This window comes from Clostridium pasteurianum BC1 (assembly GCF_000389635.1).
Lineage (GTDB): Bacteria > Bacillota > Clostridia > Clostridiales > Clostridiaceae > Clostridium_I > Clostridium_I pasteurianum_A.
Genome location: NC_021182.1, coordinates 1,887,978 through 1,900,146, shown reverse-complemented (window position 1 = coordinate 1,900,146; position 12,169 = coordinate 1,887,978). Strand labels below are relative to the sequence as shown.

Annotated in this window: 13 protein-coding genes and 1 pseudogene; 3 read left to right on the top strand and 11 right to left on the bottom strand. The window is 27.9% G+C overall.

From position 1 onward, the window contains the following. The first annotated feature begins 9 nt into the window (after nucleotides 1-9). Both CLOPA_RS08795 and CLOPA_RS08790 read left to right on the top strand, forming a co-directional pair. A complete protein-coding gene (locus tag CLOPA_RS08795; RefSeq protein ID WP_015615076.1) occupies nucleotides 10-1,101 on the top strand; it encodes a GerAB/ArcD/ProY family transporter in 1,092 nt (363 codons plus the stop codon). A gap of 63 nt (nucleotides 1,102-1,164) precedes the next feature. Continuing rightward, nucleotides 1,165-1,470, top strand: coding sequence for a hypothetical protein (locus CLOPA_RS08790; RefSeq protein ID WP_015615075.1), 306 nt, complete (start codon nucleotides 1,165-1,167; stop codon nucleotides 1,468-1,470). 260 nt (nucleotides 1,471-1,730) lie between these two features. Here the strand turns inward: CLOPA_RS08790 and CLOPA_RS25570 are convergent. From CLOPA_RS25570 to CLOPA_RS08755, 6 genes and pseudogenes are all read right to left on the bottom strand, one after another. Continuing rightward, a pseudogene (locus CLOPA_RS25570) lies at nucleotides 1,731-2,024 on the bottom strand (DUF3102 domain-containing protein); the annotation flags it as partial. Between the two features lie 29 nt (nucleotides 2,025-2,053). After that, nucleotides 2,054-2,674: an O-methyltransferase gene (locus CLOPA_RS08780; protein ID WP_015615074.1), complete on the bottom strand. Its 621-nt coding sequence runs from the start codon at nucleotides 2,672-2,674 to the stop codon at nucleotides 2,054-2,056. Between the two features lie 627 nt (nucleotides 2,675-3,301). Then, complete coding sequence (locus tag CLOPA_RS08770) at nucleotides 3,302-4,519, bottom strand: L-lactate MFS transporter (RefSeq protein ID WP_015615072.1); 1,218 nt, start codon at nucleotides 4,517-4,519, stop codon at nucleotides 3,302-3,304. A 134-nt stretch (nucleotides 4,520-4,653) separates the two neighbouring features. Next, nucleotides 4,654-5,370, bottom strand: coding sequence for a LytR/AlgR family response regulator transcription factor (locus CLOPA_RS08765; protein ID WP_015615071.1), 717 nt, complete (start codon nucleotides 5,368-5,370; stop codon nucleotides 4,654-4,656). Between the two features lie 4 nt (nucleotides 5,371-5,374). Further along, on the bottom strand, nucleotides 5,375-7,033 hold the full coding sequence (locus CLOPA_RS08760; protein ID WP_015615070.1) for a sensor histidine kinase: 1,659 nt from the start codon (nucleotides 7,031-7,033) through the stop codon (nucleotides 5,375-5,377). Between the two features lie 127 nt (nucleotides 7,034-7,160). Beyond that, nucleotides 7,161-7,697, bottom strand: coding sequence for a guanylate kinase (locus CLOPA_RS08755; protein WP_015615069.1), 537 nt, complete (start codon nucleotides 7,695-7,697; stop codon nucleotides 7,161-7,163). A gap of 192 nt (nucleotides 7,698-7,889) precedes the next feature. On the opposite strand from CLOPA_RS08755, the gene CLOPA_RS08750 reads away from it, so the two are divergent. Continuing rightward, entirely contained in the window at nucleotides 7,890-8,090 is a 201-nt protein-coding gene (locus tag CLOPA_RS08750; protein WP_015615068.1) for an alpha/beta-type small acid-soluble spore protein, read from the top strand. A 98-nt stretch (nucleotides 8,091-8,188) separates the two neighbouring features. On the opposite strand, the gene CLOPA_RS24970 is transcribed toward CLOPA_RS08750, so the two are convergent. The 5 genes from CLOPA_RS24970 to CLOPA_RS08735 form a co-directional block, all read right to left on the bottom strand. Then, a complete protein-coding gene (locus tag CLOPA_RS24970; RefSeq protein ID WP_155241891.1) occupies nucleotides 8,189-8,347 on the bottom strand; it encodes a hypothetical protein in 159 nt (52 codons plus the stop codon). After that, on the bottom strand, nucleotides 8,348-8,488 hold the full coding sequence (locus CLOPA_RS25565; protein ID WP_015615066.1) for a CPC_1213 family protein: 141 nt from the start codon (nucleotides 8,486-8,488) through the stop codon (nucleotides 8,348-8,350). Between the two features lie 301 nt (nucleotides 8,489-8,789). Further along, complete coding sequence (locus tag CLOPA_RS08745; RefSeq protein ID WP_015615065.1) at nucleotides 8,790-9,239, bottom strand: HNH endonuclease; 450 nt, start codon at nucleotides 9,237-9,239, stop codon at nucleotides 8,790-8,792. Nucleotides 9,240-9,435: 196 nt separating this feature from the next. Then, nucleotides 9,436-10,746 carry a hemolysin family protein gene (locus CLOPA_RS08740; protein ID WP_015615064.1) on the bottom strand — a complete coding sequence of 437 codons (1,311 nt, stop codon included), beginning with the start codon at nucleotides 10,744-10,746 and terminating at the stop codon, nucleotides 9,436-9,438. A 153-nt stretch (nucleotides 10,747-10,899) separates the two neighbouring features. Beyond that, nucleotides 10,900-12,159, bottom strand: a complete 1,260-nt coding sequence (locus tag CLOPA_RS08735) for a DUF445 domain-containing protein (RefSeq protein ID WP_015615063.1) — start codon at nucleotides 12,157-12,159, stop codon at nucleotides 10,900-10,902. Nucleotides 12,160-12,169: the final 10 nt, after the last annotated feature.

The following is a 12,169-nucleotide window of genomic DNA, read 5'->3' as shown; positions in this document are numbered from 1 at the left end:
GATCATAATATGAAAGAAAAATTAACATCATATCAATTTTTAGCAATAATGTTCTTAGTATCCTATGGAACTGCAAGTTTATTTTTTCTAATGCCAGATGCTAAAAATGATATTTGGATTGCACTAATGTTTTATGCATTAGTTTCTATAATTGTTCAAATAATTTATATAAGTCTTTTTAATAAATATCATGGAGATTCTATAGTAACGTATTTACCTAAAATATATGGTAAATATATTGGTTTTATATTAAGTATCATATATATATGGTTTTTTGCCTATGATGCTGCTAGAGATTTAAGAGATTTTACTGAACTTACATCATCTTTTGCATTTATAAGAATGCCTACATATATAACAGCATCAGTTTTTATGATTGTTATTACATATAGTGTTTATAAGGGAATTGAGAATATAGGGAGTATGGCACAGATAGGTTTAATAATTATGATATTTTCCAGTATTCTTATTTTTATATTGTTGTCCATGACTAAAAATGTTTTCAAATTTGAAAGTTTGTTACCAATTCTACATGTAGGCTTTGTGCCATTGATTCAAAAGACGTGGAAACTTTCTATGTTTCCTTATGGTGAGTATATAACTATGACTATGTTGTATCCTTTTTTAATGCAAAAAACTAAATTAAGAAGAACTGTGATTTTTACATCAATTTTAGAGGGAGTATTTCTTACATTAAACAGTATTTTATTTATAATAACTTTGGGATATGAGTTCGCCAGTTCAACTAATTACCCTTTACTTGAAACGCTTAGATTGGTACATATCGGAGATTTTTTAAACAGATTAGATATAATATTCATAGTAGTCTTAATACTGGGTGGATTTTTTAAAATATCCATATTAATGTATGCATCAGCATTAGGGATTTCACAAGTATTTAAAGTTAAAAATTGGGGTATATTGTGCAGTATATTAGGAATATTAGTGGTAATTACCTCATTAATAATAGCAAGAAATAATCCAGAACATTTAGCCATTGGTTGGAATTTTATGGCACTATATATATCTCTACCTCTTTATATTATAATTCCACTGATATCTCTTATAATTTATTATTTAAAAAAATTGATAAAAGCATAGCTTTATTAATATTTAAGATACAAAAGTCAAAATAAGCTAAATTAATTTAAAGCTTGTGTTGCAATGTTTGATGATGTAATCCAAGAAGATGTATTGCTAGAAATGAAATATGTTTATGACTATGTGAAAATAGAAACAGCCTTTCCAAAATACGCAACAAAGAAAGCCTTGCAAAAGTATAGCTCTCCAACATTGCTCTTTGCTGCTGAAAATGATGTTTTTTTTCCTAGTAAGCTCATTGTTCCAAGGTCAGAACAAATTTTTTCAAATCTAACGAAAACAGTTATTCTTCAAAATTCAAGTCATATGCAAAATAATGCAAATATAAATAAAATATTGACTGAAATAGAATACTTTTTTAGCAATTAAAATTATTATCAATGCTAATGACCATCTATATAGGACAGCAAAGCTATGTAAGGGACTATTCTTGTCTAAGAGGGAGTCCCAGCTAAAGCAGCTGAAACATACTAGTTATCATAAGTGACAAAAAAGAAAAAAAGTGTATTGTCTTGGTAATTGGACTTTTATTACAATTACGTAATAACTCTTATGAAAATTGTACCATTATTTTGCATGAAATTATATATTTTTATAAATCTTAGCATAACTAATTTTAACTTGTTCCTTTAATTGTTTGCTTTCTCCTCAAGCTGCTTCTTTTCCTTTATTACCTTCTGTAATTCCCTACTAGTCATCTGATCTACTGTTTTATCTTGTCCATCTACCTCATGTGGTTGGGAAATGAAATCTTCTCTTTCTTCAGTAGGTACATCTAATAACGCAAATAATTTACTACTATTCAAATCGACCAACGTTGGCCGATTTCCAAATTCAGAAGCAACTCTAATAAATCTTTTTGCAGTAGTTTGACTAAAATCTACTTTCTCTTCAAGCCATTTACCCCATTCACCATATGGTAAACTTTCTTTTACCTAATAAAATCTATGTTTTAATCACAAAGTTTTGTACTAATAGCCACTCCGTCGCCTATAGGAAGTATTGTACTATAAAGACGTTTGTCTGCAAAAACTTTTTTAACATATCTATGTATCGGTTCGCTAAATTTTTCGGGTATTCCCATAGGTTTAAAAAGAACATCATCAGCAATTATTAATCCATTTTTACGAGTTAAATTTATACACTTTTCTAACATTGTAGAATATAAGGATTTATCTGAGTCCTGTACGATTATATCGAATGAACCTTCAATTCTGTTAATTACTTCACTTGCGTCTCCTAATATTAAATCCACGACTTCTGACAATCCTGCCAATTCAATATTTCTCTTTGTTGTTTCATAAAGGTCTTTATCATATTCAACTGATATAAGTTTTCCTCCTGTTTCCTTTAAAGCCTGTGCTATCCATACGGTAGAGTATCCAAGGCATGTGCCAAATTCCAATGCCCTTTTAGCATTGATTGACCTGATTAATAATCCTAAAAGTTTGCCAACTTCTAACCCTACAAATGGTTGAATATCATTCCTTTCTTCCCCTTGTTTTAAAATTGCATCTAATTGTTTGTTGTCAAGAGTAATAAAACTTTCAATATACTCTGTTACTTTATCCATAAAATCACCTCTTAATTAATAACTTTTCCCTCTCATTTCTTGAAAGTATATTATACATAGACATTACACAATTTTGTCTAATATTACATAGATATATTACCATATAGTTTATAGATTTTCAACTTGCAAACATTTTAATATATTTATAAATTTGTCATAAAATTCCTTTAAATGCTATATAATTTACTGAATTATTTAATTGGAGGACTTATGTATAAATATTATCATGATCTTAATTATTCAATGCAAAAGAAAACTGATATGATTATAAAAATCGTGGAAGAAATAAAAAGTATTGCTTTAACTAATATTTTTCTTATATTAATTCTATGTATTTCATTGCTAGTAATTATGTATAATTGTTTTGCAACATATTCAGGATTTCTTTCATCTTTTTTATTTTATAAATAAAATCTGGAAATACTGTTTAATCCAAGTTATAATTAGTACATTGCTTAATACGAACTTGGTGGGATAGCTTAAACTAATAAGTAATCTAAACCTATAATTTATAAACAACGTTTGAATTTATGAAAAATGCACTTTCATGAATCCAACATCGGCACCAGAAAATTAAAAAAAAGCTGTATCATCTAGTTCAAAGACTATTTGATACAGCTTTTTTATTTATACAGTTATTTTGCTTGTTCTTTCTTTTGACGCTTTTTCTTGTGGCATTTTTATAGTAAGTGCAATAACAATTGAAATTAAGCACATTATACCTATGACAACAAAGGTTGCTTTAAAACTTCCTGCAATACCGGCTATAATCGATCCTGAAAGTGCTCCTATACCAAATCCTTGATATATTATCCCATAGTTCTTACTGTGATTCTTAAGTCCGAAAAAATCTCCTACAATTGCTGGGAATACAGTAATGTTTCCACCAAAACAAAATGCAACTGCAGCTACACAGGCAAAGAATATTCCAAAATTCATGTGCACCGTATCCATAATAAACATACTTACAGCTGTTACTATTAAACCAAATAATACCACTTTAAGTCTTCCAACTTTATCTGATAGAGCTCCCAAAATAATTCTTCCTGATGTATTAAAAATAGCAACCATAGCAACAGCATTTGCTGCTACTACAGGATTAAGTCCTGCTAATTGAACGCCAATGTCTTTAACAATACCTATAAGATAAAGTCCACTCATACATGCAGTAAACATTATAATGAACAATAAATATGCTTCTTTTTTCTTCAGCATCTGTACTGGTGTATAATTCCTAACTTCAGATTTAGCATCTGATACTGGCTTTGCATCTGGTGCATCCTTTAACAGCTGTGCACCACCAGATATCAGTACAAAGGCTATAATGCCCCAACATAAAAAGGCAAATGTAAAACCTTTAGACCCTATAACATATGAATTTATATACTTAAAGATTAAACTTCCAGCTCCATAAGCTCCTATAGAAATTCCTGATATAACGCCTTTTTTCTCTGGAAACCATTTTATACAATTTGAAAGTACAGTAATATAGGCTATTCCATCTGCCGCCCCCACAATTACTCCTGCTGTCAAATAAAGCATCCCAAGTGAGCTTGCCTTAGAAGTTAATATAAGTCCTAGCCCCAGTATTATTCCAGCCAAAGTAACAAGTTTTCTTATTCCAATTTTATCTTGGATTTTTCCTGCAAATAAAGTTGAAAATGCTAATGCAAAACTAGTAATTGAAAAAGCCACTGCTACTTTGCTAAGCTGCCAACCAAACTTATCTGCAATAGGCTGATTAAACAAGCTCCATGTATAAATCGTTCCAAGACCTATTTGAGCAATCACAGTTCCTGCTAATATTAAAAGTTTACTTTTGTATTCCTTTTCAGTTTTTAACATTATTCCCCCACTCCTTATATCAAAGTTATAGCATAAATACTGCCTTTCCTTTTGCTTGACTTTATTATATATCCATATATAAGGATTGAGGTTCTTTCATGAATGAGATGATATTATAATTACATAGAATACATTTATATATTCATAATCTGCTTGAATTTTTTTACATTGCTCCTGCTCACAGGTATTTCTTCTGTAACATTCTTAAGCCTTAAATTATACGTATTATTAAACCATGGTATTATTTCTTTTATTTTTGTAAGATTTACAATGTAGGATCTATGACATCTAAAAAACATCTCTTTAGGTAGAGTATCATAAAATTCTGATATTGACATTTTTACAAAGTATTCCTCAGTTTTAGTCAGTACACAAGTTTCCCTTTCTTTTGCCTCACAATAGTATATATCATCTATATTTGTAACTATTATCTTGTCGTTTTTGAATAGATTTATTCTATTTGAAATTGTGTGTAGTTCTCCCTTTTGAGAATTATAGGTAAGTTCAAGCTTTTTTAACATAGATTTAATTCTAGTTTCGTCATAAGGCTTTAGGATATAATCAAAGGCTTCTATTTCAAAAGCTTCTACTGCATGTTCTTTGTATGCTGTTATAAATACTATATATGGTTTTTCAGAAAATTTACTTATATTCTTTGCAATAACAACTCCATCTATACCACTTATGTTAATGTCTAAAAATATAACATCCACTTTATTATTCTGTAAAAATTTTAGAACTTCTATTCCATCTTCAAACTCACCTGTTATTTCAATATTACTGAAATTTTTGATAAAATACTTTAGTTCCTCTCTGGCCAAAAATTCGTCCTCAACTATTATACAATTCACAGTATCATCTCCTAATTAAAAATTCCATTCTTGTACCCTTTTCTAATCTTTTAATTTTAATACCTTCACCGTAAATAAGTTTAAGTCTTAAATAAACGTTATAAAGACCAATTTTATTTTCAGGCACGTTTCCACTATAGACATTTTTTATGATATCTTCACTTATTCCTACACCGCTGTCTTCAACAGTTATTTTGACGCTCTCATCTTCACAATTTTTGACACTTAATTTTATTGTTCCCTTACCCTTCTTTGGAAGTATGCCGTGAATTATTGCATTTTCTACTAATGGCTGTATAATAAGGCTTGGCACTTTTATATTTACATCATCAATATCATATATAAGATTAAGCTTGTCCCCAAATCTTGCCTTTTCTATTTCTACAAAATCCTTAACCTGTTTTAGCTCCTTTTTTATATCAATTAACTCATCATTGATTTCAAGATTATACCTTAGATAACTTGACAGATTTATTATGAGTTCTCTGGCTTTGTCAGGATTTATTCTTATAAATGATGTTATTGCATTTAATGCATTGAATAAAAAATGTGGATTAATCTGCCTTTGAAGTGCCCTTATTTCAGCCTTGTTTGCAGTTTCCTTTATCTGTTCGACCTTTGATACTTCCATCAAAGTTGATATTATCTGTGATAAACCAATAGTAAGAGCTTTAATGGAATAGGTTATTTTATTAGAGTCTTTATAATATATTTTTAGCGTACCATTTACTCCATTCTTATCTTCAAATGGAATTATTATTGCAGATTTTAAATTACTATGACCATTTTTTAAGCTATCATTATTTATAAGTATTTCATTTTTTAAAATTGCGGTCTTGGTTGTTTCATTTACTACTTTATTTTCTACGTTGTATATTTCCTCATCAACCCCAACATAAGCAAGTACGGTAGTTTTATCAGTTATAGATACTGCATCTGCATGCATATGTTCTTTAATAATGATACATATCTTTCTTAAAGATTCATTATTTATGTTTCTAAAATAGGGAAGAGTTTCATTGGCAATATCCAGTGCAAGCTTAGATTGCTGGCCTGCTATCATTTCCTTTTCATCCTCTACAAACTGCATTAGAAGTATAATAAATCCCACGCTTATTTCTCCTAGTATCATTGGAATTGATATTTTGGAAACTATATTTAATCCAAGTTCATAGGGTTTTGTCATTATTAATATAAATACCATAGTCAATATTTCACAAATCATACCCAGCAAAATTCCTGCTATATATAAATACTTTCTTTCAACTCTTTTATTTACATATCCAGATGAGATTCCTGCTACTATACTTGTTATAAGACACGGAATAGATGTTACTCCATGAATATCTATTAGAAATCTATGGGTTCCTGCAACTAGTCCAGTTATTATTCCAACCTCAGGTCCAAATAATATACCAGCAGATACTATAGTTATTATTCTTATGTTTACTAAAGATCCATCTACCCTAATACCTGAATAAGTTTCCAAAATGGCAAAAGCTGAAAATATAGCACATATAATTGCTATATCCTTTTTTTCATAATTGTCCTTTTGAAATATTTTTCTAAAGCTCTTTATTCTAGTGACTATAAATAAAATTAACAAAAGCCACATAGCTCTTTCCATGAGCATAGTTAACATATTAAAAATATACAATAACATAAATAAATTCCTTTCAAAGTCAATTTATACATATTTTGAATACCTAAATCTCCTATAAATGATAAAATAAAGGGCTTATTTGATTGGAGAACTAAAAATTTAAACTATTAAAAATCCAAGTGTACTTTTATTTTTGTACTATTTTCTTAACATCGCAGACTACATCTTCTATATCTCTATTTGCATCCACTACATAATCACATTGAATTATATCAAATATACCCGATTCACTGTCATATGATAGCCTTGCTAATGCTTGTTTTTCTCCTCTATCTTTGCACATTCTTCTATATCGTTCATCTCTATCCACCTTCAGGTATACAACTATAATTTTACAGTTCCTAATGATCTTTTTTAATTTTTCTGCTCCTATAGGTTCTACTACATAAACCGAAAACTCTTTTTCCCTATATTGTTCTCTAGTACTCCAGTAACGGTACCCATGGAATTCTGTATAGGCAATAAGCTCATCTGAGTAGTTTATACCTTCATATTTATTTTTAAAATAATTTTCATCTACAAATATATGACCATTTTCATTTTTGTTTCTTTTAGGTCTTGTAGTATAACTTTTTATATAATTGTATCCTTCTCTTTCTAAACATTCTGCTGTAATTGATTTGCCAGCACCAGATTCACCTACTAAGCATATAATTCTATTCACAGTATTCTCACCTACGCTCTACATAAAAATTATCTATTATTAATAATTAAAGACATTATTACATTAATAAGGTTAGTTTTCAATAAAAATAGAATAATAAAATATAAATCCCTCTATATCCGCTGTTTCCCTAACATATATTTTTCTCCTTTGGACAATATAATACCATAAAATATAAAGGAGGTCATATAAATGGCTAGTAATAATAGAGTATTAGTACCAGAAGCAAAAGAAGCTTTAAATAAATTTAAATTAGAATCAGCAAAAGAGGTTGGAACTCCATTAACTGATGGATACAACGGAAATCTTACTTCAAGACAAAATGGATCCGTTGGTGGTCAAATGGTTAAAAAAATAGTTCAACAATACGAAAACAATATTAGCAATAAATAATCTATTTCAAAATTACTTATTAGATATAGGAGCTGTTTGAAAATACATAAATATGCATTTTCAAACAGCTTTTTAACTATTCTACAATTAAAAATAATTTATCTTTTTTCATCTGCTTTATATTCAGCACTTCTGGAATGATATTTTGCACTATTAGGATTGTGTGACCAGTTCTTAGGTTCATTACCTGCATTTTCTCTTTTAGGTCTATGATTTGTTTCACTTTCCTTTGCCATAATATCAGTCACTCCTTCCATTCAAAATTCACCAGTTACTTTCATTTTTTTATCTACTGCTGCTCTTGCACTTTCATCCTTTGGACTATGCTTAATATTTTTCTTTTTAAAATTTCCATCTTCTTTTTTATTATTTTTTGTATTCGTTAAATCATTACTCATATATAATCCTTCCTTTCAATTTCACTTAAATAGTGGATTTTAATTTAGCAAGCCATCTATAAGATTTATTTTCTTTACAAGAAATTTTAAAAATAAATACAAAAATATTAATGTTCATGAACATAGCTTGCTTTATTTAAATTAAAGTAAATATCTACACACTTATGTTTCCCAAATTCTAATTATAATTACTATGATTTTTATAACATTTATGGTTTTAAAAATGCAAATAAAAAAACACGGCTTTATCTTTAATATCGTGTTATACAATATTAAAAAATTTCAACCGTGTTCTTACTATTTAAAATTCACAATTATCATATAAATCATTATCATTTATGAATTTATCAGTTATATTCCAGGAATCATCATAAAATTCATCCAACATAAAATCATAATAAAATTTTCCACCCATAAGCCTTCTTATTATGTCATCACGTTTATAACCCTCTTTATAGAGCTTGAACTTTTTACAGATACTTCTAACTTGAGATGAATTTAAAGATAAAATCCTCATAATGTCATCCATAAAATAATAGTCTTTAGTGAGAATATTGTTTAGTTTATTTTGAAATTCTAATTTATACATAAGATTTATTTTTTTATTTCTGTGTGGACTTTTTTTCCCTCTATGATGTTCAGCGCAAAGATAAATATAGTTTAACGGAAAATCAAGCCCGCCTTCACATTTAAAAATTATATGGTGTTTTTCTCCTGCTTTTCCACATACCACACATTTGCCATTTTGCAAAAACTAACACTTCCTCAATAATAATTTTTATTTAACCAAACTGCCCTTTACAACAATGAATCTTCCTAAGTGACAGTTCCCATTCATAATTCATTTTAAATAAAACTTTATTAAATCCATACTTTAATATTACTACTAAATAAAAGTTTTCTCAATAGCAATTCTAATATCTTACATTTGTTATTTTTTTCATATATTATTTGATTATTTCCTCATCTTTATTTTTAGTTATCAATATTCTCTTTATTCTTTTCTTTTTTACTGAAAGAATCTTAAAAATAAAATCTTTAATTACAATACTTTCTCCTTCTTTTGGCAATCTACCTATTTTATCTAATATCAAACCACTTACAGTATCATAATTTTCTTCATAATCTGTTTGTAAAAGTTGATTTAATTCTATCATATTTATTCCAGCATCAATTTCAAATTGATTATCACCAGTTTTATGTACTTCCTCCTCTTTTTCATCGTATTCATCATAAATATTTCCAACTATCTCTTCCAGCATATCTTCAATAGTAGCAATACCAGCAGTGGTTCCATATTCATCTATTACTATACATATATGTACATTCCTTTTTTGCATATCTCTTAAAAGATCATCAATTTTTTTATATTCTATTACAAAGAAAGGTTCCTTTATAAAATTATTTAAATGAAACTTTTCATCTTCCATTTTAAAGGCCATATAGTCAATTATATCCTTGCTATATAATATACCAACAATATTATCTATATTATCCTTATATACAGGAATTCTAGAATATTTTTCTTCTGTTATTACCTTTATGGTTTCTTCAAAATCACTTTCTATATTTAGTGCAATTACATCTGGTCTTGGTGTCATTATGTCTACTACAGTGGTATCGTCAAATTGGAAAATACTATTTATCATCTTAGTTTCCATAGACTGAAAAATACCCTTTTCTTCCCCTACATTTATCATCATTTTTATTTCTTCCTCTGTTATATCCTCTTCTCTATTGGTATCTTTTCCAAGTATTATTCTAACAAAGAAATTAGTACAAGCAGTAAGTGCCTCTACTATAGGCTTACTGACTATATTGATAATGTTAATAATGCCTATAGATTTATCTGCTATAAATTCTGATCTTGTAAGGGCTATTCTCTTTGGTAATAATTCTCCAAAGAGCAATGAAAAGAAGGATATCACTATGGTTACAAATATAAAAGAAATTTTTGCTCCATTATCCATAAAAAAACGGATGCCGGAATTTTTTAAAAAGATTTCAAAACTATTAGATAGTCCAACTGCTGCTGCTGCAGATGTAAAAAAACTAGTTAGAGTAATACCTACCTGAATAGTTGCTAAAAATTTACTAGGCTCTTTTAATATATTTAAAAGCAATTTAGCCTTTTTATCTCCTTCACTAGCTCTTTTTTCAATACTTATTTCTTTTAATGATATTATACTAATTTCTGCTGCTGCAAAAAATGCATTTATTATTACAAGTAAAATTATTATAGCTATTTCTCCAATCAAAAATTACTCACTCCTTGTATTTATCTAATCCACAATTATAATTCATTGATTTTTCAAACATTCGCTTGCTGATACAGGTACTTTTCATCCCATTTTCAAAGGGAAACTATATTATTTCCCGTAAAAAAATTTTATTTTTAAATAATAAATTTTTTAGAAAAACTTCCTTATAACAGGCACTACATAGGGGTCATATAACAAATTTAAAAATAAGAACATCAATGCTCCTATAATTCCTCCAACTACAGAACCGTTAATTCTTATCCATTGTAAGTCATTTCCAAATTTATCTTCTATAAATGAATTTAATTTTTTATCATCAAATTCATTTAAGGTTTCACTTACAAGGGTACCTATAAACCCGTGTTCCTTTTCTGCAAAGCCAAGCACAATATGCTTAAGAATATTTTCTACATATTTTTTTAAATTATCATTTTTAGTAAATTTTTCAAAACAAAATTCTATTTGTTCAATTAACCATTGTGATAATATTGAGCTTTTATCATTTCTTAAATTTGTAATGTGCTCTATTATAAAGTTTATATCAATTTCCTGAAATACTTTCATTTTAAATTTTTCTATTTCTTCCCTATGGTATTCTATGTGATAAACATAGTCTCTAATTTCTTCTTTAAGCCTTATTCTCATATTATTATCTTTATTCTTCATTTCTATAAGGCTTTCAACAAGGCCATTTTGAATACTAGAAGCTGCACTTAACAGGTTAACGCTATTAGTTTTTTCAAATATAGAGAAACTCATTCTTGAAAAAAAATTATTGCATTTGGCTTCTTTTATTTCCATGAGCTTTTTATAAATAAAATCCTTTGTAACCCGATTTTCACCTAATTTAATAGCATTATCAATAATAAAATCAACAATATTTTCTTCTTGCTTAGTTCCCTCTGTTTTTTTTGCCAATAATTTTATATTATCTGTAATACTATTTTCTGATATATAGCTTTTAATTCCATTATTATAAAAATACAGTAATTTTTCTTTACCATCCTGAGCAAAATAATCATCTATATATTTTTCTATATACAATAACATGTTATATTTTCTATTTTTTATAAATACAATTAATTCTTCCATAATATTCAATTGTGAAATTTTTTTACTTATAATATCATTAGTCAGTAATTCTTTCTCCACCATAGTTGAAATACCCTGTATAATCTTTTCCCTATTTTTAGGTATAAGTTCTGTATGATAGGATATACCAAATGGTTTACTAAATACAGCAGTAATGGCAAACCAATCTGCAGCTCCTCCAACTAAAGATGCCTCCATCACTATAAAGAAAAAATTTAAAATTACAAGATTTCCATAAAAATATTTTAAAACTGCAGTTATTATAAAAACTACAAATACAAGGAGTAACGTAATATTGGCTTTATTCTTATAATTCACATAATTCACT

Coding starts and splice junctions, on each gene's coding strand:
- CLOPA_RS08795 (WP_015615076.1), top strand. CDS start 10: ATGAAAGAAAAATTAACATCATATCAATTTTTAGCAATAATGTTCTTA.
- CLOPA_RS08790 (WP_015615075.1), top strand. CDS start 1,165: ATGTTTGATGATGTAATCCAAGAAGATGTATTGCTAGAAATGAAATAT.
- CLOPA_RS08780 (WP_015615074.1), bottom strand. CDS start 2,674: ATGGATAAAGTAACAGAGTATATTGAAAGTTTTATTACTCTTGACAAC.
- CLOPA_RS08770 (WP_015615072.1), bottom strand. CDS start 4,519: ATGTTAAAAACTGAAAAGGAATACAAAAGTAAACTTTTAATATTAGCA.
- CLOPA_RS08760 (WP_015615070.1), bottom strand. CDS start 7,033: ATGTTATTGTATATTTTTAATATGTTAACTATGCTCATGGAAAGAGCT.
- CLOPA_RS08750 (WP_015615068.1), top strand. CDS start 7,890: ATGGCTAGTAATAATAGAGTATTAGTACCAGAAGCAAAAGAAGCTTTA.
- CLOPA_RS24970 (WP_155241891.1), bottom strand. CDS start 8,347: ATGGAAGGAGTGACTGATATTATGGCAAAGGAAAGTGAAACAAATCAT.
- CLOPA_RS25565 (WP_015615066.1), bottom strand. CDS start 8,488: ATGAGTAATGATTTAACGAATACAAAAAATAATAAAAAAGAAGATGGA.